The 21,194-nt window shown below is 38.2% G+C and carries 18 protein-coding genes; 11 read left to right on the top strand and 7 right to left on the bottom strand.

What is annotated here, in order from left to right; genetic code table 11:
- Position 1: 1 nt before the first annotated feature.
- The 4 genes from MUCPA_RS11300 to MUCPA_RS11285 all read left to right on the top strand — a co-directional run bounded on the left by MUCPA_RS11300 (position 2) and on the right by MUCPA_RS11285 (position 2,722).
- Complete coding sequence (locus MUCPA_RS11300; RefSeq protein WP_008506489.1) at positions 2–1,093, top strand: PepSY-associated TM helix domain-containing protein; 1,092 nt, start codon at positions 2–4, stop codon at positions 1,091–1,093.
- 22 nt (positions 1,094–1,115) lie between these two features.
- Positions 1,116–1,691, top strand: coding sequence for a carboxypeptidase-like regulatory domain-containing protein (locus MUCPA_RS11295; RefSeq protein ID WP_008506487.1), 576 nt, complete (start codon positions 1,116–1,118; stop codon positions 1,689–1,691).
- A 124-nt stretch (positions 1,692–1,815) separates the two neighbouring features.
- Positions 1,816–2,178, top strand: a complete 363-nt coding sequence (locus MUCPA_RS11290) for a response regulator (RefSeq protein ID WP_008506486.1) — start codon at positions 1,816–1,818, stop codon at positions 2,176–2,178.
- Positions 2,179–2,194: 16 nt separating this feature from the next.
- Positions 2,195–2,722 carry a DUF892 family protein gene (locus MUCPA_RS11285; protein WP_040625844.1) on the top strand — a complete coding sequence of 176 codons (528 nt, stop codon included), beginning with the start codon at positions 2,195–2,197 and terminating at the stop codon, positions 2,720–2,722.
- A 13-nt stretch (positions 2,723–2,735) separates the two neighbouring features.
- On the opposite strand, the gene MUCPA_RS11280 is transcribed toward MUCPA_RS11285, so the two are convergent.
- Both MUCPA_RS11280 and MUCPA_RS36700 read right to left on the bottom strand, forming a co-directional pair.
- A complete protein-coding gene (locus MUCPA_RS11280; protein WP_008506483.1) occupies positions 2,736–3,194 on the bottom strand; it encodes a hypothetical protein in 459 nt (152 codons plus the stop codon).
- Between the two features lie 187 nt (positions 3,195–3,381).
- Positions 3,382–3,753: a helix-turn-helix transcriptional regulator gene (locus MUCPA_RS36700; RefSeq protein WP_008505328.1), complete on the bottom strand. Its 372-nt coding sequence runs from the start codon at positions 3,751–3,753 to the stop codon at positions 3,382–3,384.
- Positions 3,754–4,223: 470 nt separating this feature from the next.
- On the opposite strand from MUCPA_RS36700, the gene MUCPA_RS11270 reads away from it, so the two are divergent.
- Complete coding sequence (locus MUCPA_RS11270; protein ID WP_008505329.1) at positions 4,224–4,826, top strand: RNA polymerase sigma factor; 603 nt, start codon at positions 4,224–4,226, stop codon at positions 4,824–4,826.
- A 14-nt stretch (positions 4,827–4,840) separates the two neighbouring features.
- Positions 4,841–5,395, top strand: coding sequence for a hypothetical protein (locus MUCPA_RS11265; protein WP_008506481.1), 555 nt, complete (start codon positions 4,841–4,843; stop codon positions 5,393–5,395).
- Positions 5,396–5,418: 23 nt separating this feature from the next.
- Here the strand turns inward: MUCPA_RS11265 and MUCPA_RS11260 are convergent, their stop codons facing one another.
- Positions 5,419–6,219 carry a hypothetical protein gene (locus MUCPA_RS11260; RefSeq protein WP_008506479.1) on the bottom strand — a complete coding sequence of 267 codons (801 nt, stop codon included), beginning with the start codon at positions 6,217–6,219 and terminating at the stop codon, positions 5,419–5,421.
- A gap of 289 nt (positions 6,220–6,508) precedes the next feature.
- On the opposite strand from MUCPA_RS11260, the gene MUCPA_RS11255 reads away from it, so the two are divergent.
- The 4 genes from MUCPA_RS11255 to MUCPA_RS11240 all read left to right on the top strand — a co-directional run bounded on the left by MUCPA_RS11255 (position 6,509) and on the right by MUCPA_RS11240 (position 14,118).
- Positions 6,509–7,567: a FecR family protein gene (locus tag MUCPA_RS11255; protein WP_157543873.1), complete on the top strand. Its 1,059-nt coding sequence runs from the start codon at positions 6,509–6,511 to the stop codon at positions 7,565–7,567.
- 198 nt (positions 7,568–7,765) lie between these two features.
- Positions 7,766–11,299: a SusC/RagA family TonB-linked outer membrane protein gene (locus tag MUCPA_RS11250; RefSeq protein ID WP_008506474.1), complete on the top strand. Its 3,534-nt coding sequence runs from the start codon at positions 7,766–7,768 to the stop codon at positions 11,297–11,299.
- Positions 11,300–11,310: 11 nt separating this feature from the next.
- Positions 11,311–12,684, top strand: a complete 1,374-nt coding sequence (locus MUCPA_RS11245; RefSeq protein WP_008506471.1) for a RagB/SusD family nutrient uptake outer membrane protein — start codon at positions 11,311–11,313, stop codon at positions 12,682–12,684.
- A 174-nt stretch (positions 12,685–12,858) separates the two neighbouring features.
- Positions 12,859–14,118: a TlpA family protein disulfide reductase gene (locus tag MUCPA_RS11240; protein WP_157543872.1), complete on the top strand. Its 1,260-nt coding sequence runs from the start codon at positions 12,859–12,861 to the stop codon at positions 14,116–14,118.
- 106 nt (positions 14,119–14,224) lie between these two features.
- Here the strand turns inward: MUCPA_RS11240 and MUCPA_RS11235 are convergent, their stop codons facing one another.
- The 4 genes from MUCPA_RS11235 to MUCPA_RS11220 all read right to left on the bottom strand — a co-directional run bounded on the left by MUCPA_RS11235 (position 14,225) and on the right by MUCPA_RS11220 (position 19,219).
- Positions 14,225–14,518: a hypothetical protein gene (locus MUCPA_RS11235; protein ID WP_008506468.1), complete on the bottom strand. Its 294-nt coding sequence runs from the start codon at positions 14,516–14,518 to the stop codon at positions 14,225–14,227.
- Positions 14,519–14,596: 78 nt separating this feature from the next.
- On the bottom strand, positions 14,597–15,061 hold the full coding sequence (locus MUCPA_RS11230) for a MauE/DoxX family redox-associated membrane protein (protein WP_008506466.1): 465 nt from the start codon (positions 15,059–15,061) through the stop codon (positions 14,597–14,599).
- Positions 15,062–15,073: 12 nt separating this feature from the next.
- Positions 15,074–17,674 (bottom strand): lanthionine synthetase LanC family protein, encoded by a 2,601-nt coding sequence (locus tag MUCPA_RS11225; RefSeq protein WP_008506465.1) that lies wholly within the window; start codon positions 17,672–17,674, stop codon positions 15,074–15,076.
- A 543-nt stretch (positions 17,675–18,217) separates the two neighbouring features.
- Positions 18,218–19,219, bottom strand: a complete 1,002-nt coding sequence (locus MUCPA_RS11220; protein WP_008506464.1) for a helix-turn-helix transcriptional regulator — start codon at positions 19,217–19,219, stop codon at positions 18,218–18,220.
- A 1,357-nt stretch (positions 19,220–20,576) separates the two neighbouring features.
- On the opposite strand from MUCPA_RS11220, the gene MUCPA_RS11215 reads away from it, so the two are divergent.
- Positions 20,577–21,137 (top strand): sigma-70 family RNA polymerase sigma factor, encoded by a 561-nt coding sequence (locus MUCPA_RS11215; protein WP_008506463.1) that lies wholly within the window; start codon positions 20,577–20,579, stop codon positions 21,135–21,137.
- Positions 21,138–21,194: the final 57 nt, after the last annotated feature.

Below are 21,194 nucleotides of genomic sequence, written 5' to 3'. Positions count from 1 at the left end.
CATGGCCTGGAAAAAGAAGTTAACTAAGATTGCATTTAAGCTGCATGGCTGGATGGGCCTCTTTGCGGGTCTGTTCTTTTTGCTTTATGGTATCACCGGTTCCATGCTGATGTTCAGGCATCAGCTGGACCGCTACTTTAACCCGGAACTGCATCAGCTTAAGCCGACAGCACATACCATACCTGCAGACCAGCTTTACCGGATGGTACTGCGTACGCACCCTAACTTAAGGAAACTGGTATTACATGATTTCCCTGAAAATCAACAGGATTGCTACGAATTCATGTTGTATAAGCGGCAGCAAAAGCTGACAGACAATTATCTGTACTACATATTTGTAAACCCTTATACGGGACAGATCATCAGGGAAGGTAGTTATGGTGATGTAGGGCCTTCCTTCTTCAGGTGGTTATATACGCTGCATTACAGTTTGCAGTTAGGCATACCCGGCATGCTGTTGACTGCGATAATGGGCATTGTCATGTTGTTATCCCTTTTAACAGGGGTCATTGTTTATCGTAAACACTTTTGGCAGGCCCTGCGATTTAAAGCCGGGTTGAATTTCAAGAACAGGCGTACGGCTGTCTCATCATTACACCGCATTCTGGGTGTATGGTCTTTAGGTTTTACCGCTGTCTTGTTTTTTACCGGGTTCTGGATGTTGAAGGAGTATTTCACACCGGAGCAATGGGCGTTACCCAAATATCAGGCGGCCTATGCCGTGCCGGCCAATGTCGATTCGATGATCATGAGCGCCAAAAAGATCGTGCCCGGATTTAAGCCGATTGCGGTGAATATTCCAACTACTAAGGGAGCGGATGTATTAGTAAGGGGATTAATGCCGACAACCGGCTTCTTCCTGCTGCAGGGCAAGGCAAGTGGATTGTCGTTCGATGCGCAGACTGGTAAGTTTAAAAAGCTTTCCGACATCGATAAGCAGAGTTTTGATCAGCGGTTTGAAACAGAAGTTTACAATCTGCATATCGGATCTTATGGCGGCGACGTTATCCGTTGGTTCTATGTGATTTTAGGTTTATTGCCCGGAATTTTATCGGTCTCAGGCGCTATCTTATGGTTCAGACGGAAATATTGAGCATTTTCGTGACGGCTTATATATGAAGAAATTTTTACTTTTTATCTGCTTACAGTTTATCATTAGCGGTCTGTCGGCACAGCAGCGCACCCTATCCGGCAAAATTATCGATAGTGCTACCCAAGTTGCTATCAATGGTGTTACCGTTATAATACAACCTGACAATAGGACGGACATCACGGACGAAACGGGACGATTTTTTTTCAAAAAAATAACGGGAAATACAAAAGTGCTGACGGTATCAGCCGTAGGCTATCAAAAGAAAACCTATCAACTTGCTGATTTTAAAAATGGACAAACCATTAGCCTTGCGCAACGGCAAACGCAATTATCAGATGTAGTGATCACCGCAGATAACCGAAACCCCTACAAAGCCATCAGCGAAACGGACATCAAACTGCGCGGTGTTTCCAATTCTCAGGAAGTACTCCGCATTGTACCCGGATTGTTTATCGGGCAGCACCAGGGCGGCGGTAAAGCCGAACAAATCTTTTTGCGGGGCTTTGATAATGACCACGGAACAGATATCAATATGAGCGTCGACGGGATGCCGATCAACATGGTTTCACAGGCGCATGGCCAGTCGGTCACTAAATAGTGTAAAGAGATTAGGTAGGATTTAAAGCATCTCCCTGATAATTATTCATTTAACCAAACAACTATTTGTTAATCTTTGTTGACTATAAGGTCATAGGTGGGACTATTATTGCGTATGAATTAACATGGGAAAAAGGATACTCGTAATTGACGACGATGAAGACATCTTGGAAATATTAAATATTGTCTTTCAGGAGAACGGCTATGAGACCGTTATATCCAACACCGGTGAAGCTGCTGAACATATCCGGGTTATACAGCCGGATATTGTATTGCTTGATGTACGCATAGTCGGCTCTGTAAAAAGTGGGCCGGAAATATGCAGAGAAATTAAATCGCAATTGGAGACCAGGCACCTTCCTGTTATGCTCGTTTCCGGCGAATCAGATTTGGCTGTACTCGCCAAGGAATGCGGTGCTGATGCCTATATACCTAAGCCATTTGATATTTTCGATCTGTTATCCCATGTAAAAAAACACTTATCTTAGAGGCAAACTAATGCCGATGTCAGGACTATCCGATAAATCATCATCTCCAAAAAAAATAAAGTTAGGTTCTGAAAAACTAAAAACTTTTTTTGTTAACCACCTTAACCGTATCTATTATGCCAAGGCACATCTGGTCGAAAGGCTGCCGCAGCTCAAGAGCGAAGTATATTTTAATGACTTGCAGTTAGCTATTAGGGAAACGGTAGATGATGTGGAAAAGCAAATAGCGCGAATGGAAGTAATCTATGAATTGTTGGACGCACAAATATCAAAAGGCAGTATTCACGGCTTGACGGGTTTGGTGGATGATGCTTTTGAAGCTATTAATGAGCAATCAGGAGAGGCAGAACTTCGAGACATGTCAATCATTTTTTACCTTCAAAATATTGAAAGTGTGGAGATGGCCTCGTTTCAGGTACTTCAAATGGCTGCGGTAAAACTTAAAAACAAACAGATAAAGCAGCTTTTAAAGGAAAATTACGATGAAGCTAAAGCTGATAGAACGCTACTCTTATTAATTGCAGCAAAATATATTACAAAATAATTCAGCAAACATACTATGCTGTCGTCACAGCCGGTTTCAGATATACATAACGGTTGGTTTCCTCGCTTTTCACGCGTGATAATTTATTGACCTTAATTAGCTTTAGTAATACACCTGATATTTCACTTGTTTGAAGCACGGTATCATATTTCGTGGCACAAAAATCAGTGATCGAAGCAATAGATTTCGGGCTATCAAAAAAATCAGTCGTCAATAATTGGTTTAAGATTTTAGTGGAACCCATCTTTTTACCCTTGGAGCTTCCCGGTAGGTCAGGTTTTATGATATTGGCATTGAAAGGTATTGTAGTATCCCCTTCATTTATATCTGTTTCAGCGCCACGGTCTTTAGCTGCTAGATAGTTCAAAATACGGTCAATAACAATGCATTGTACCGTTTCCGACTGGAATGCGTTTATAACATCCGTTAACTCAATTAAATTTTTTTTTAGCCGTTCAACCTGTTTGCTCATAGGATCTTGTTCGCTCAAATATATAAAGCTTTCAGATACATTAAAACCGCTTAACGGCTAACGAAGAAGAATCTATTATTGATTAGCGACACGTTGTAAATGCAAAATTATTGAATGACTATCCCGATATCGCTGTTTAGGTGGATTGTTTGTATTTTTTTGTTAACTGACAAATAAGTTGAGGCAGTTATTTCTCAATTATAAGATCTTTTAATCGCTTCAAAAGTTCAGGGTTTACAATTTTCTTTGGCTTTTTTGTTTTGGTTTCCGTTTGGACGTATAAAGATAAGCCCTGATGTTGAAACTTCTCAACTTCGGCTAACATCGATTCTGCTATTTTATTGCCCGTAGGTTGCGTTGGGACAATAAGTTCCCGAATATTTAAATCTAAAAAATCAGCTATTTTTTTAAAGTCTTTAGGGCTTGGTTGATTTCTATTAGTACACCAATCAGATACAGTAGTTTCGTGTACACCCATATAGATAGCAAGCAGAAAACTCGGAATCCCTTTATCAACTAACGCACCCTTAATCCTATTTAACTTTATCGCTTTACTCATCGGTTTACACTGCAAACCCAAATGTAAAACACTTAAAAATGTTGAATTAATTGTAAAAATAGTCTATTTGAGTTATTAATTAGTTAAATAGACTATTTGATTTGCCTAAGTGACTATTTGTTATATATTTGTAATTTGTTAAAATATTTAAGATTTAAAAATTGATGATATAAGATTAATTTTGCAACACTTATTATCGAAATGATATAGAGGTGTTCGCTAAGAGCCTCGTCCGCACAAGTGGTATTGAATGGACGCGAGGAATAGGTGAGCACCCGGTTCTTATAGCTACGCTATTAGGCCGGGGCAGCTTATTGTTTGCGTCCTGGCTTGTTACTCGTATCTCTGATACTTGTTTCAAGCCCCCGTTACCACCGGGAGTGCGGGCAAATTCAATAAGAACAACTGCTCCGGCCTTATGGCTTTAGTGGATTCTTGAATGGCTCAATTCAATTTGAGGAAGCCATCCAATGAGTTTAGATAAAACAAATATTACCTTACTTCTAAATCAACTGCAACAAGGCAGTGAGCGAGCTTTTGCCAAGATTTACGATCATTGTAGCAGGCCCTTATACCGCAATATTTTGTTTTTAGTAAAAGATGAGGAAGTTGCCCAGGAGCTTTTGCAAGAGCTTTTTCTAACTGTGTGGACAAGGCGCGAACAAATTGACCCCGATAAAGCATTTTGGCCATACCTATATATGGTTGCCCGGTGGCTGGTGTTGAACCATTTTCAAAAAGTTGCCCGTGATAAACGACTCATCGACCATTTGATAATAACTACGGTAGATCATGTTACCAACGCGGAAGAAAACATGATCGACCAGGAAACTTACGAGCTTTTAATGAGGGCTATAGAAGATTTACCACCACAACGCAAGCAGGTTTTTAAGCTGTGTAAATTTGAAGGTAAAAGCTATCAGGAAGCAAGTGAAATTTTGGGAATCTCCACCTCAACAATTCGCAATCAAATCGTGTCAGCCAATAAATCTGTAAAAGAGTTTTTTCTGTTAAATACTGATTTGGCTGTCTTTCTGATAGTCTCTGTAGCACTATATCGCATTAATCCATAGTAAATTAAAAGTCCATGGCCACACCTGCACTATATACAAATACACCATCAAGTGAGGTAAATTCACCGTTCGAGGTCATTGCTGATTTCTTTCAGTCTGGATTGCCGGGAGAGCATCGAAAAGATCTGAAAAAATGGCGGCACTACGTAATTAATGACGAGCAATTCAAAAGTCGTCACGGGGCGGTATACCTCCTTTCTGTTTACGAAGAAACAATACAGTTAATAGAGGCTGCCCATCTTTTATTAGCTTCCGGTAATAGCATGATGTTCTTATCAAATGAAAACATAACAGAAAGCCAAATTGAGCAGGAAAGAAAGGATTGGGAGTTTTTCCCGCATAATCTTTCAGAAAAAGAGATCCTCAATCCATTGGCAGTAATAAAAAGATTTTTCAAGCGGATTACTTTAAAACAATATAAGGAGTACCTGCACGAATGGCTCCGTATAGCTTTGTCTGATAAAGCCGTTCTCGAAACACTGACCGCAAGGGAAGTTATTGAAGTTTATGACAACCTGCGAAAACTATATTCCGCAACCTGGCTTATTCATCAGCGTAAATGTCGATAACGTCTTTTAGTGAACTTTCAACGTTATTCTAATGGCTTGGCGGCCTTTCTTACATAACCATGCTTTTTATACGGCTCTATAAATATCATTCTCGTATCGGCTAAAGCAGGCCCGCAGGGTTGCAATCTAAAATGCCCGCTTACATCAAATCCGTCGGTTCGTATGCTCGTTATATTCCAGCAACTGTTAACGATAGTTACAGGTACATTGATATCATTTGAAAGCGCATCAGGTTGTTTCTTGGTGCCATAGCTTTTACCTGGGTTAACAATAATTTCTTGGTTTTCAGATAGAAAGAAAAAACACAATAATTTATAGAAGGTTTCTTCCATACCTTTTGCACTCGCGTGGGCAAAATAAGCAGTAGGTTCACCGGTATTCCTGTCTACATATAATTGTACCACATCTATAGTACCTGTTGCCTTATACTTTAGCTTCTCCTGATGTGAATAATAAACAAACTGACCATGTAAAAATTGGATAACATGGTGATGAATCCAGACACGTAAAAAACTATTGTTTTTGAATATGAATGTTAGTTTACAAGGTTTTACATGCTTAAAAACCGTCCAGTCATATATCCCATTTTTATTGGTTACTTTAAGCATGTCAAGCTTATCAACTACTGTATTGGTGATATAATAAGCTTTTTGTTCATCTATCTCCAATAACTTGTACGTCATAGCGATCCTGTGCATTTCTTCGTCACTCTGCTGATGGCGAATCATATTTTCAACTTCTATGGGAAGCAATGATCTTATAATATCGTTTAAAAAATGTTTTTCAGTTAAAAAGCGATAAACAATGTGATTTCTAAGCTGCATAGGACATGATTTACAATGATTTGCAAAGTTAAAGCAAAAATGTTTTGATGGTAGTAGATACGATAAAGCGTTAGCGATTTCAGGTTTGCAACCGCAAAGGACATCAATGATTACCTATCGACAAACTTTGATGTCCTTTGGGTGCTCGTTTCGAATTACTTCGGAAAGCCAATTTGCGGTTTTCACCCTGCGTGTAATTGCAGCAAACAAATGGCCCATTAAAATAATTTATTTATTCAATAGCCCTATTTACTCTTATGTTTTATTTTGTTGTGTAGTAACACAACAAATGAAGGATCAAATCTATATAAAAAGTCTCTTTAAAAAGTACCTCGACGTTGAGTGTACTCCTGACGAGATCAATGAACTGTTTAAGCTAATCAACAAAAAGGAAAATGAAGAACTTTTTAATTCCTTGATTGGTGATGAACTCTCAAAAGATACCCTAAAGCCGCTAAAAGCTGAACAAGAAGATAAGATTATCACCAAAGTAAAATCTGTCATCTTTAGCGAAATTCGGGCGCAAATACCCCAAAAGTCTAATCCATCCAAATTCCCCTATAAAATAGCTAATACCTGGCTGAAGATCGCCGCTTTATGGCTGGTGATCGGATCAGCCACTTTAGTTTTGTTTTACCGGCATTTTACTGATAATTACAATGCTCAAATCAAAAATCACTCAAAACAATTAGTTACCCAAAACGGCCAGAGAAAACTAATTAGGTTATTCGATGGTACAAAAGTATGGCTTAGCCCGTCCAGCACCCTGAATTATCGAGATCAGTTAGTTAATAGTTATCGTGTAGTTTCGCTGGACGGCGAAGCCTTTTTTGAAGTTGCTAAGGATAAAAGGCACCCGTTTATTATCCATAGCGGACGGATGCAGACACAGGTTGTCGGTACATCTTTCAACATCAAATCCGATAGCAAGCTTAACACCTATTCCATTACCGTTGTGACAGGCATCGTAAAAGTGGCTGTCATGTCGGCCAAATCAGAAAAAATCTCGGAAGTTACCCTGAAGCCCAAACAACAAGTGTTTTTCAACAATGACAAGTCGTTATTGGCCAGTAAGACAATACTTGATTTACAACCTGTGATCAAAAAGCGGGATGGTATACTGAGTTACGACGGTACGCCAGTGGCCGAAGTTGTGGCTGATTTAAAAAGATATTATGATGTTCCCATCGAACTGGAAAACAAATCTGCCGTGTGTCTTTGCTACGGCGAATTTGATACCAATAGGCCGATTAAGATTGTGCTAAGCCAACTGGCAGCAGCCATTGGTGCCAATGTATTGACAGAGAATAACAAATATACAATAGCGGGAGGATGTGATGAAAGATAGCGAAAGTAGCTAAAAGCTTTGCCTTAGCCCAGGCATTCAATAATCAAATTTTAACAAACACGATTAACTGCAAAAACATGAAAAATTGCTTAACGGGAACTCCTATGCCTTTTTTATGGCTCTCCGATCTGCCACCGCCACGCAACTGCCGGCCAATAATTATAGTTTTCAAATCCCCTAACATATTATTTAACCACGATGCTTCCCAATTTACGCTCTATATTAAAAATTAAAATCATTGTATTAACTACAGTGGCCAGTAGCTTTATAAACCTTGCACTGGCTACTGGTTTAGCACATTCACAAGGATTAGAAAAGCGGATTTCTATTGATATACAAAACAAGCCGCTTAAACAAACACTTGACCAGATCGCTGCCCGTGCGCAAATGGTGATTATCTATAGCAATGCTAAAGGCATCATTGAAAAGCCGGTAACCGTTCATGAAAAAGATCAGCCGGTTAGTAAAGTTTTGAATGAATTGCTATCACCTCTTTCACTCACCTATGAGGTAATAGATGACCGCATTGTAATCAAGTTCGACAATTCAAGTTCCCGGCCTCCCTCGCAGGAAAAACCGCCATTCCCTGTAAAAGGGAAAGTAACCGATGCTAATGGATCGCCGCTGCCTGGTGCAACAATCAAAATCAAGAATGGCCCGGCTATAGCGACTAATGGTAATGGTGAATTTCAGATTACGGATGTTGCTGACAGCACAATTTTACAAGTGTCGTTTGTTGGCTATCTGACAAAAGAGATTGTTGTAAGAAAAGCAGAATTTCTAACCATTGTACTTGAAATTGGTAGCGCTCAGCTTAATGAAGTGGTAGTTTCTACAGGCTATCAAACATTGCCTAAAGAAAGGGCTACAGGGTCTTTTGTACAATTAGATAGTGCTATTATTAACCGGAGAGTAAGTACAGATATCATCAGCCGATTGGAGGGGGTAGTCCCTGGTTTATTGTTTAATCGTAATACGATTAGTTCTGCAAATGGCACTTTAGATTTAGGCATAAGGGGACACTCTACGTTATTTGCAAATGACCAACCGTTAGTCGTAGTAGACAACTTTCCTTATGACGGTGATATTAATAACATTAATCCAAATGATATAGCAAGTATAACTGTTTTAAAGGACGCTGCTGCGGCCTCCATCTGGGGAGTGCGATCAGGTAATGGCGTAATTGTATTAACGACAAAGAAAGGCAAAATAAACCAACCGTTATCAATAGATTTTAGTGCAAATGTCACTATTGGGGATAAACCGAACGCTTTTTATAGCCCTTATTTTTTAGATTCTAAAGATTATATCAGCGTTGAAAAAACCTTGTTCAATTCCGGTTTTTACACGACAAGTTTAAATAGTTCGCAGCATCCAGTGGTTTCCCCAGTTGTTCAATTATTGGCAGATCAACAAGCGGGAAAAATCACATCGGATCAGCTCAACACCCAACTGAACGCATTGGGTAAAATCGATGTTCGAAACGACATTGAAAAATATTTATATCGCAAGGGTATCGATCAACAATATGCTTTGAGTTTACATGGAGGGAATAATAAAAGCACTTATTATTTTTCTACCGGATATGACGATAACCTTAGTAGTTTGGTCGGGAACAAGAATAATCGGTTGACGATTAATTCAGGAAATACGTTTCGGCCTGTAAATAACCTTGAACTATCTGCAAGTTTGTTTTATTCGCAAAGTAATACGACTTCAGATGCAATAAACAATCTCAATAACGGCGGAAACTATACAGGCCTTTTTCCTTATACAACATTAGCGGATGCAAATGGAAACCCCTTGCCTATAGTTAAGGATTATAACTATTCCTGGATTACTAACACCGCCTCCCAAAATGGGCTTTTAAACTGGCAATACTATCCATTAAACGAATTACAACAAGCTAATAATACCTCTACTTTAAATGATATCCGTATCATTAGCGGATTAAAATATGGATTTTGGAAAGGCTTTAACGCAGAGGTTAAGTATCAATATGAAAAAAGCAACACAGTCAATAAAAACAATTATAATCAGGACACGTACTATGCCAGGAATCTGATCAACCAGTATTCTACTATTAATGGAGCCACGGTTACTAACAACATTCCTGTTGGTGGTATCTTACAACAATCGAATTCTGACTTATCTTCTCAACGATTAAGGGGGCAACTGAATTTTGAGCATACGTGGAATGAATTGCATCAGTTGAATGTTTTGGGGGGCACGGAAATAAACCAGACCGTAACAAACAGTAACGCCTTTACGGCTTACGGCTATAACGATCAGACTGAAACCTTTCAAAATGTAAATTTCGTAACTGCCTTTAAGACAATTCCAAGCGGGACAAGACAAATTCCCAATAATGAAGGGTTCAGCAAATTCACAAACCGTTATATATCTTATTTCAGTAATGCCGCTTATACCTACGCGGACCGTTATATCTTTTCGTTAAGCGGAAGAATTGATAAATCTAATTTGTTTGGCGTAAATACTAATCAAAAATCTGTTCCCTTATACTCGACGGGATTGGCATGGATAATCAATAAAGAGAGTTTTTACAATGTTAACTGGCTGCCCGCTTTAAAACTAAGAGCAACTTACGGATATAACGCTAACATCGATAATAATGTGGCAGCAGTCACAACTATCCGCCAGTTTAACAATTCAACTTATTCCGGCGTTCCATATTCGATAATTATCAATCCAGCCAACCCCGACTTGCGGTGGGAGAAGGTTCGTATGATAAATCTTGGAACAGATTTTTCCTTTAAAAATGACATTCTTTCAGGAAGCTTTGAATACTATTTGAAAGATGGCATTGATTTATTTGGTGATTCCCCTTTACCACCCTCTTCAGGACTTCTTACTTTCCGAGGTAACACGGCAGATACCAAAGGACATGGATTGGATGTCACGATCAACAGCCGTAATTTTTATAAAGGAAAATTTAAATGGTATAGTAATTTCATTTTAAGTTATAATTTGGATAAAGTAACCAAGTATGATGTCTCCCAAACATCAACAAATGCGTTGGCTAACGGTGCGGGTAACAGTGGTACCATTTTACCGATTATAAACAGCCCGTTATTTGCAATTTACAGCTATAAATGGGGAGGGTTAAGTCATAATACCGGTGATCCACAAGGATTTTTAAACGGCAAATTATCAACAGATTATACCAGCATATTAGCAAATACCTCTCTAAAAGATCTCAAATACAATGGCCCTTCCCGGCCAACAACTTTTGGTTCGTTACGTAATACGTTTTCATTTGATCGGTTTGCTCTTTCATTCAACCTCATTTATAAGTTTAATTATTACTTCAGAAGACCTTCAATTTCATATAGCGCACTATACAATACCGGATTAGGTAATGTTGATTTTTCCAAGAGATGGCAAAAACCGGGAGACGAGCAATTTACTAACGTTCCATCGATGCCTGCTTTACCTGTCCTAACGAGCCGGGATGCATTTTATCAATATTCTGAAACCCTTGTCGATAAGGGTGATCATATCCGCCTTCAGGACGCTACTTTAAGCTATGACTTTGATAAGAATAATTGGAAGGGAATTCCATTTAAACATTTACAAATCTATTGTTATGCTAATAATATAGGCATAATCTGGCGGGCTAATCATGGCCATTTAGACCCCGATCTCTATAGCTTTCAAAATGCTTATCCCATCCCGAGAACAATAGCTTTTGGTATTAAAACAACATTTTAAAAAAAATAATCATGAAATATAATAGAATAATGTATGCATCATTTTTCATGTACATAATTGCCTTTTCAGCTTGTAAAAAGCAAAATGATTTTCTTGATGCCAAGCCAAATCAGGCTTTGAACGTTCCTTCTACATTGGCGGATTGTCAATCGTTATTGTTGAACGAAGGCCTTTTTAATAGCAACGATCCGGCTTTGGGCGAAATAGGATCTGATGATCTTTATGTTACATCTGATACGTGGAGCGCTGAGCCGACAATAGAGAGAAATTCATATTTATGGGCAAAAACCGTTTACGAACCAGGTCAGAATGTATCGGATTGGAGTGTTCCATACCAGCAAATATATTATGCGAATACTGTCCTGGAAACCTTGATGAAAATAAAAATCAATTCCTCACAACAATCTCTTAATAATCAGATTGAAGGAAGTGCCCTGTTTTTCAGAAGTATAGCATTTTATAACCTGCTTCAAACATTTTCTTTACCATATGACCCCAAAACATCAAAATCGGATTTAGGCATTCCCTTGAAACTTTCATCAAACCCAAACATCAAATCCCCAAGAGCTACAGTTCAGGAATGTTATAATCAAATGATAAAAGATTTAGTAACATCTATTTCTTTCCTGCCTGGAACTCCTGCTTATAAAACGCAGCCCTGTCAAGCTTCAGCGAATGCTTTGCTGGCAAGATTGTACCTGGCAATGGGTGATTACAAAAATGCCTTTAGCTTCGCTGACGGGGCATTGAAAATATATAGTAGCCTCCAGGACTTTAACGCTATTACACCTCAAACCGCATCTATTAGCACAACTTATTTCAAAGAGGACATTTTTCATTCTGTATTAAATAGCTACGACATACCTTTTCCTTATTATATCTCAATAACCGATTCAACATTATACAAGTCATATAATAACAATGATTTGAGAAAATCTGTCTTTTTCATAATAGATGGAGGCGTTCCATATTTCAGAGGGACATACGATTATTTAGGTTACGCGTACAGCGGAATTGCGACAGATGAGCTTTATTTAATAAGGGCAGAATGTAACGCCAGGTTGGGAAACACATCTGATGCCATAAAAGACCTGAATACTTTATTGGTAACGCGGTGGAAGGCTGGAACCTTTATCCCATTTGCAGCAACGGATTCAAATTCTGCATTACTTCAAATACTTATTGAAAGGCGTAAGGAACTATTATATCGTGGCCTTCGCTGGAATGATCTTAGGAGACTTAATAAAGATCCCCAATTTTCCATCACTCTTAAGCGAGTTATAAACGGTGTGACTTATACACTCCCTCCAAATGATCCGCGATATGCGTGGCCAATACCGGATAACGAATTGCAGTTAAACAATATTCCTCAAAACAATCGGTAACCCAACACCTTTATGAAACACATTTTAATATTCATAGCATTGTTGCTAACGATACAGTCAAGTACGTTCGCATATAAAAAGCCGAATTACGCAGTTATTTCAGGAAGGAACCTGAATTTCCTTAAGGACGGTGATACGATAAAGCTGGTTTTCTATAAATTCGGTGAGTTTGATATGAACAATCTTTCAGAAACCAGGCAGCAGGTGGTGGTAAAACACTCATCTTTCAAATTCTTTGTTCAACCCGGTCAATCACCAAATTATTTTACATTATATTTTCCAGGGATGAACGCCCCTAATTTGTATTCAAACTTAATTTCCATAGGCGACAACGTAGTTATCACGGGATATAAAGGTCAACTTAATTTTGCAGGGAAAGGTTCTTTGACCTGTAAATTACTGCAGTCTCTTACTGAAATTGATCATTCATATAACTACAAATACAACTGGAAAATTGCTAATATGCATATCAATTGTGCTTTAATGGATAGCTCTGTATTTAAGCAACTATCTATACTTGAAAAATATCAAGGAAAAGTACCAGCTAATATTCTTGCAATTATAAGGGGGGATATTTTAGGCAAACAAGAGTCTTTTAAGTATGCGATGGTTAAACATTATTACAGAGCCTATCCCGACTCAACAGCAGACCTTCTTTTATCCATGTCTCACTATAGAAATGAGATATTCAGCCAATCCGGCTACAATCAAAATGAATATGCTTCAAAATCTAATTTTTATACAATTGGTTTAATTGATTCCTATCGTTTGGATTCTTGCTTGTTAAAAGGCCAGAGTTTTGCCTTAGCAAAAGCTTACAAATATTTTAAAACGAAATATGCAGGGGAATTTCGCGAAAGAATTGTAAGTTTTCTACTATATGAAGAGAAGGAGAATCAATTAAATAATGATATCATCACCAATGCACTTGGGTTTGTGCATAACAGGAATTATAGGAACGTTATTTTGAAACTGAAAAATACGTATTCCGAAGGAGCGTATGCATATAATTTCTTGCTAAAAGATAGTCTTAACAATTTGCATAAAATGAGCGATTTTAAAGGGAAGGTGGTTATTCTTGACTTTTGGTATACCGGATGTGGGGCCTGCCGAAAATTATCTCCAATTTTAACATCTTTAGAAAAAGAATATATCGGAAAGGATGTAGCCTTTATTAATATCAGCATTGATAATCACAAGAAACTTTGGATATCAAGCTTGAGACAAAACACATATACTTCACCTTTATCAACAAGCTTATATACGGACGGCAAGATGATGGATCATCCCATAATACGTTATTATAACATACTAAGTTTTCCAACTTTGATAGTTATTAATAAAGTAGGGAGGATAACGCGTAATACGATCAGTCCACTCGATGATAATGGAAATGATTTAAGGAATCTAATTAATGACCAACTTCGTTTTTAACGTGCTACCAATTTAATAAGGTTTAAACCTGAATATTATTCGCGTTTCTAACTTAAATAGAGGTTATTCCTGTGACATTTCGGAATAACCTCTACAATAGCTGCATTTAGTTGTGTAATTTTCCAGCGCCATTCACGATGGTTGCTCCGGCAGGCATGGTGTTGTTGTAAGCCGCTCCAGTAACATCGTAGGTTGAGGTAATAGTACAGGCAGCATTTGGAATATTGGTTCCACGGCATGAGCCTTCGGGCGCTAATTTCCAAGAAAAATTGCTTGCTGTTCCAACCCCATAATAAGTAACACTGTTTGCTTTGTGTTTAAACGGGTGGTTAAACGCAAAAGCGCTGCTGATACCTGTTACGGCTGCTAAGGCCATCAGGGCCATACTGATCTTTTTCATAATATTAACTTTTTAATTATTTAAAGGCCGGTTTTATCCAGGACTGGCTTTAACCTGATTTCGCGCGTGAAATATTTTCTATGCTTGATAAGCATTTTTTAAGTTTATCTCTGTTTTAACTTTATCTTTCTTCAATTCTTTTGAATTTATTGTAAGTGCTATTCCAGCAATTAAAATAAAAACCAAGTTGAAAAATAAGTGTTGCAGCCATCCAAAGGATTGTATTATCCCGCCGCAGCTGCAAGGTACTATCGGGAAAATGTTCATTAAAATTGCAGTAATGTATAGAGTGAATATGCCCATTAACGATATAAATGCAATTAAACCATATAGCCGTGTTTTCCAAAAGGCTAATAGTCCAGCTATTATTATCTCAAACGGGGGGATTAACCAAATTAATAAATCCGACATCCAACTCGGAAATGGTTGCCTGTGCATTGACTGCTGAAAGTAGGGAAAATCAGCATACTTGCTAAAGCTTGCATATATAAAAAGCAATACTAAAGCTGCAATAAGAAATTCCTTAAATACTTGCTTTTTCATATTAACATGCATTTAAATTATAATTTCATTTTTTTCAGGATATAAGTAGTGCATGAGAAAGTTTATAATGCCTACATTCCCGTTCATGTAACCGGCAGAGGGCTGGGTAAAGTTCCCTTCCTGCCAATAAGCAATTCCATCTGCCTCGGTCTTGCGGCAGTACATTAAATAATACACGATGTACCTGGCACGATCTCTCCAATCTTCATTTTTAAATACTTTATAAGCTTCAATATAAACGTGTCCCAAGCCCGCCAGCCCATTATTCACAGTTATGTAATTGCTGGATATAAATTTAGGGTGGCTTGACAGGGCATCGATAGCGGCTTCTTTAAATGTATTTTCTTTAAATACTTCATAAGCCTTTATAAAGGTTAAGGCGACCCCGGTAAAGCCATATTCAAACCAGGGGTCTATTCCTCGATTTTTTGAATTTAGCGGCCATAACAAATGACCGTTTGATAAAATTCGTTGTTTTAAAAGCCAGGATAATGCTTTATATATGGGCTCTTTAACGTTTAAATCATCATATTTTGAATAATAGTTCAGTAAGAAATAAACAATACCTGCTATTCCATACGAAAAGCCTAATATCTTGACTCCTTTTTTGTCGGATGGATGTTTTTTAATTATCCATGATCCATCGAATTGCTGTTGTTTCAGTAAATCTGAAACTATTGAATGTAACTCCTGCTCATATAACTGTTGTTGGTTATGAGACGCACAGGATATCATTGCCAGTCCACGTCCCGAACTCCCGGTGGCCAGGTTAACACCGTTGGATGGTTTAGTAACGCCTTGATAAATTTGATGATGATAGTGGATGTTTTTCTCCAAAAGACCTGCATTGATCAAGGCGCATAAGGCCACCGAATTGCCTGAACTTCCGTAAAACAAGCCGGAGTCGTCACCTTTAATTTGAGCAGTGTTTGCGTCCAAACGTTCTAAATTTCTATGGATAGGAATATTCAATTCCTCAAGATCAAATCCATCGTTTTTAGCATTAGCAAGCATGTACAGGATACCTTCAGTGCCGTTAGCAAAGCCCCGGACTGATTCATAGTTGCGAAATTCATTGGCTATGGCATCGCCCATTTCACTGCCTTTACTAATCCAATAGCCAGACTGATCCATCATGATAGGATTTGCCAGGGCATTTAATCCTTTTTGAACGAGTTCTTTTATTTCCGTATTCTCATCCCCGTGAACTTTAATTTCAGGTTCCGGATATTCGATTTTTAGGTTGGTTAATAGTAACGCATCATAGACGGACAGCGAATGTTGTATGGACTTGATTTCGGGTCTTGATTCTGGATCATGAGCCAGGCACCTGCTGATCAGCGATGCAATCGCATTGTTACCCGTAAAGAATTTCATCGCATTGAAAACGACTTCCTCATCATTGCCTGTAAATTTTGATGGAGATATGCCCGTAAAAGCTTTTAGCATTAAAGCCCCCAGCCCGTAATAATCATCTTCAAGGTCGGGTGTCTTAAACTGCATTTGCTCAGGCGAAATATAGCCGGGCGTCCCTAAGGTATAGGCCGGCTTCGGAACATTGGAACAGTAATCGTAAGTCAGTTCAATATCGATAGCTACAATTGAGCCGTCCGCACGGACTAAAAAGTTTCCGGGATTAAGGTCGCGGTGAACCAGGTCCTGGCTGTGAAATTGATCCACTATTTCAACAACAGCTACCAGCATTTTAATGAGTTCCCGTTTAGCTTCAACCGGCATCGCTATCCACATTGCCCCCTGGTGCAACTGGTTGATTTTATCATATAAGTGTGTGCCTTCAACGTATTCTATAGCTAAGTAGGCATCATTTTTATGTTCGAAATAATCTATTGGTTTAGAAACCGAAATTTCCCCTTCCAAATCCCTTAGTAATTCGTATTGCCATTCCAGCCTGTCTTTGATAGATCTTCCGAAATCGTCAGCACATTGGTGCGCTGCCCCTTGTTTAATCACGCACCAGTGAATGTTTTTCCAGTTATTAAGATTCAGGCATTTGTATACGTTACCTTTTGCATCGCCTTTTAATTGAGAAACGATTAAATATTTGCCGATCCAACGACCAGGTTTCGTGATTTTTTTTTCTTTTATAGGATCGAATGGCCACTTAGCCTTCTTTTCCGTTGATAACTCATGAATAAAACTGGTATATACATGGCCGCCGAGGTGAATTGCGGCGGGTATATCCGGCCCGGCGAAATCTTTTGTCAGTTTAATCAATTCAGCGGCAAGGCTTTGTGCTGCTTCTTTGTTTTCAGGATAAATGGTTATTACTTTCCCGATTGCATCACGGCCAAAGCTCCCATCCAAAATCATGGTATGTATAGTTCTGTTAGCCGGGATGGTAAATGAAAAATGTAAAGGGAGATAACTATTTAAAAATTGCTCCATGAATGAAGTCATCTCTTGCCGGATAATAGAAATATACAATACCCATCCCTGAATCCCGCTTTTACGGCCAACTTCTAAATAATTACCGAAAGTCTGATGTTCCAATCCATACTTTGTCAAAACGGCAGCATAATTCCCGTTAAAATCACCACATGCCACAGGTGCAATTTCAGTTTGAACTGGTGTATTGGCGTATTGCTCTTTCATGGCTGCGATTGAAATTATAGCTTATCTTGACTTTTTACTTTGTAAACAACCGCATATAATGGCGATGTTCTTATAAATCATCGATTCCAATTTCAATGAAACGACGGTTAGCGTTGCCTTGGACATAAGCAGAGAAGACCGGTTAATATGCCTTTCAATCTCTCATATTGTTGCGTTTCCGTCGTTTCATTTATTTGTTTTCTAATTTACTTTTTAGCACGACCGTAGCCTTGATACGATCCGCCCATTTTTTATACTTGCACTTATCGCTGCGCCTGCGTTCCTTGCACCTGATTCGGCAACCAACTTACGAGTACCACCGGTTTAAACATGGATGACAGCTTAATTAGGTCAGGGGACTATCACCTTAGTGCGATGCTTGTCGCCTGGAAATTGCGTTATGAATGCCGGTACTCCCCATGCGTATTATACAATCTTTTTTATCTGATTGAATGACATAAATTTCGGTATAGAAAATATCGCATTTTGGCCAAGAACGTTTTATTTCAGGCCTCCATTTTGTCAAATTTTGATATTTTGAACTTAAAGTCTGCCTTTACGGGCCTCTTTAGGAGAAATTGTAAAATGTTTTTTGTACACCATTGTAAAATAATGAGAATGTTTAAAGCCTGTTTTGAATGCGATTTCTTTTACAAGTAGCCTTGTTTTCCGCAATAATTCGTGCCCGTAATTCACCCGTAAAATCTCGACATAGTCATGTATCGAATATTGCGTTACAATGGGAAACAGCCGTCTGATGCTTCGGTCGGATAGGGGAAAACGTTCTGCAAGCATAGTTAAATTCCCAATATCCGGATCGGTAAAGTTTTTATCAATATGTTCCCTGATCGTGATAATGATTTCTCTGGGACTTTCACTTTTCAAGCTTTTACCTGACTCGAGCATTCGATGGTATTCCTCAAAAAGCCCCATACAATTGTTAGTAATACCAATTTCAAGATTACGTGGGCTGGCAAGATCTATTTTATATAACTCGCGTAAAAATTTTCGCATGGGCTCAACAATAGGATATTGCGGCAAATGGCTGTACAGATCTGTATTATGTTCAAATCCGTTCATGAATTCACGGAGATATGGATAATCGTCCAGGTGATTTTTGAGCCAGCCGGGTCTTGTAGATATATAAAACAGATAGTGTAGTCCTTTGGGGAAATTGGCAAAAAATTCGCCTGGCTTATTGTATGTGGGATAGCATACGCCCTTATCAGCATCTGCGATGGCATTGCCGTCAGCTAACGAAAAGCTAACATTCCCGTGTAACATAAAGAATAGGAATAATGCCGGATTGTGAACGAGATAACTCATATCAAGTTCCTCTGTTAGCCGAAATTCAATAATTTCTATATAAAAAAGATAATGGCTATGTCTTTGAGAATAAATTGTTCCCTCTTTAATTTCGATCAATTCTCTTTCACCATGACCAACTCTATACCGAACTTTCTTAAGAAAATCCTGGCTGATTTTTTGGATTATTTTATGCTGTGATTTGAATTTTAGTGCTATAGGTCTTTGCATTTTTTCCATGTTCCCGTTCTTTTGAAAATTAGTTAGCAACTGCAAATGCCGCGAATAGCCTATTACATTCCTCCAGATGGCCTTGTGAAAAATGCGATTGTATATTTCCTCTGACAATTTATAGGTAAAGAAGCTCTTTGATTAAATAGCAGACAGTAATTTAATTCGCACTAGTTTATTTTTCAGGGTGTTCGGAAAAGGATATAGGCTGGTGTCATGTATCAGCTTGTGTATTTATTAATAGTTAAAATTAATTACTTTGCGGGAAGTATTCAAGATAGTTGTATCGAATGCATGTATAAAGTGCTCCTACGCGCATATTTCTGCGCGTATTGTTAAGTTTTCCATAGAAAAAAGCTGATTTGCATTAAAATGGTCTATTTATTGTTGGTATGAAAAATAGGATCATTTTATCCTATAGTCTGTTTTATCTACCGAATGCCAGTGTTAGTACGCTTTCAGCTCTTTTTAGTGCGTTTCAAATTTCTTTAAAGGAATTGATGGATACAGAGGAATTTCGGTAATAGTTTGAATTTTATTGGTAGGTTATTTTTCCTTTTAGTTGGTAATTATTATTGGTTTTCTTACTTTTGAGTTAGTAAGATTTTTTGTTACAAATATGTAACAAAAGTAAAATTTGAAAGTATAAAATCCTGATATGCAGCGTGTTGCATTGGTTCACTATCCCCCTGTTAATCAGAGGGTCGCTGGTTCGAGCCCAGCCTCAGGAGCCTGAAAATCAATAAAAAAACCCCACTCTGGCGAGTGGGGTTTTTTTATTTGCAGAAAATTTCCCAAAAAAAACATAAACAATACTTTCTGTACTACAGGTGGCCTATATCGAGATGACCAACCCCTCCAACTGAAAAGGTATTTCAAGGAACTTTTCGAACGACTCAACGGGTAACCATTCCCTGAACATAGGAAAAATGTATTCTGTACAACCCAAAATGATATCTGACGTTAAGATATATAGAGGATCACCAACCGAAGCCCTGCTCAACAGATATTTTAAACCGGACACACTTCTCGACCCTGACGAATAAGAAACAAACAGAGAAACAAAAGACAGGAAAAATCAGCTTATGAAACAAAAAGAAATATCATTTAGCGCAGCGAAGCGGTATAATATGACTTGCCCTAATGGCCATCCAATAACTGAAGTTTGTAATAATATTGATACCTATCAAGCATGTTTAATAATGGTAAATATCTGATATAAAATAAGATATGTGAATAACCGTACCTTGCTAATATTTTTTAAAAGAAAGAGATATCCCAAAGATCATGCGATAATATCCTTAACTTAAAACAGAGGCTGAGTTAACATTGGAATAATAATTTTGGCGCTATAAGATAGCGCTGGATGGAAGATCAACAATTGCTCCAACTTATTGGCCAGGGTGATAACGATGCGTTTTCCAAAATATATAAAAAATATTGGAAGAAGCTTTATGTTATGGCTTATAATCGCCTAAAGGATAAAAAGCAAAGTAAAGATCTTGTACAGGATTTGTTTGTTACCTTATGGGAAAGACGGGAAAGGTTGGAGATTGAAAGCCTTGACAGCTATTTATATTCAAGTGTACGCTATGGTGTATTAAAACAAGTAGCGAGCCATAAGATCACAGTTGATTTCTTTGATGCTTTAGAAAACCTTCCCTTACAGGCATCATCCGCAGACACAAATATTGTTAGTAAGGAGTTGTGGGCGGCATACAATGATATGGTTGGCACAATGCCTGCGCAACGACAAAAAATATTCCGCATGCGCTTTGAAGATAATATGAAGACCAAGGCGATAGCGGAAGAACTCAATATTACCCAAAAAACTGTACAGAATCAGTTAATAACATCTTCGCAACAAATACGGTCATTATTGACTATTTGGATGATTTTCGCCTGCCTTCTCTTTGGCCGAATTTAAACTTCCCAGTTTCGTTTATACAATAAGACTGAGTTGAAGCCCGGAATTGAATAGCAT

Origin of the sequence: Mucilaginibacter paludis DSM 18603, from assembly GCF_000166195.2 — a bacterium.
GTDB lineage: Bacteria > Bacteroidota > Bacteroidia > Sphingobacteriales > Sphingobacteriaceae > Mucilaginibacter > Mucilaginibacter paludis.
The sequence above is the reverse complement of the archived record's forward strand: the minus strand, read 5'-3'. Positions and strand labels throughout refer to the sequence as shown.

Coding starts and splice junctions, on each gene's coding strand:
- MUCPA_RS11300 (WP_008506489.1), top strand. CDS start 2: ATGGCCTGGAAAAAGAAGTTAACTAAGATTGCATTTAAGCTGCATGGC.
- MUCPA_RS11295 (WP_008506487.1), top strand. CDS start 1,116: ATGAAGAAATTTTTACTTTTTATCTGCTTACAGTTTATCATTAGCGGT.
- MUCPA_RS11290 (WP_008506486.1), top strand. CDS start 1,816: ATGGGAAAAAGGATACTCGTAATTGACGACGATGAAGACATCTTGGAA.
- MUCPA_RS11285 (WP_040625844.1), top strand. CDS start 2,195: ATGTCAGGACTATCCGATAAATCATCATCTCCAAAAAAAATAAAGTTA.
- MUCPA_RS11280 (WP_008506483.1), bottom strand. CDS start 3,194: ATGAGCAAACAGGTTGAACGGCTAAAAAAAAATTTAATTGAGTTAACG.
- MUCPA_RS36700 (WP_008505328.1), bottom strand. CDS start 3,753: ATGAGTAAAGCGATAAAGTTAAATAGGATTAAGGGTGCGTTAGTTGAT.
- MUCPA_RS11270 (WP_008505329.1), top strand. CDS start 4,224: ATGAGTTTAGATAAAACAAATATTACCTTACTTCTAAATCAACTGCAA.
- MUCPA_RS11265 (WP_008506481.1), top strand. CDS start 4,841: ATGGCCACACCTGCACTATATACAAATACACCATCAAGTGAGGTAAAT.
- MUCPA_RS11260 (WP_008506479.1), bottom strand. CDS start 6,219: ATGCAGCTTAGAAATCACATTGTTTATCGCTTTTTAACTGAAAAACAT.
- MUCPA_RS11255 (WP_157543873.1), top strand. CDS start 6,509: ATGAAGGATCAAATCTATATAAAAAGTCTCTTTAAAAAGTACCTCGAC.
- MUCPA_RS11250 (WP_008506474.1), top strand. CDS start 7,766: ATGCTTCCCAATTTACGCTCTATATTAAAAATTAAAATCATTGTATTA.
- MUCPA_RS11245 (WP_008506471.1), top strand. CDS start 11,311: ATGAAATATAATAGAATAATGTATGCATCATTTTTCATGTACATAATT.
- MUCPA_RS11240 (WP_157543872.1), top strand. CDS start 12,859: ATGAACAATCTTTCAGAAACCAGGCAGCAGGTGGTGGTAAAACACTCA.
- MUCPA_RS11235 (WP_008506468.1), bottom strand. CDS start 14,518: ATGAAAAAGATCAGTATGGCCCTGATGGCCTTAGCAGCCGTAACAGGT.
- MUCPA_RS11230 (WP_008506466.1), bottom strand. CDS start 15,061: ATGAAAAAGCAAGTATTTAAGGAATTTCTTATTGCAGCTTTAGTATTG.
- MUCPA_RS11225 (WP_008506465.1), bottom strand. CDS start 17,674: ATGAAAGAGCAATACGCCAATACACCAGTTCAAACTGAAATTGCACCT.
- MUCPA_RS11220 (WP_008506464.1), bottom strand. CDS start 19,219: ATGGAAAAAATGCAAAGACCTATAGCACTAAAATTCAAATCACAGCAT.
- MUCPA_RS11215 (WP_008506463.1), top strand. CDS start 20,577: ATGGAAGATCAACAATTGCTCCAACTTATTGGCCAGGGTGATAACGAT.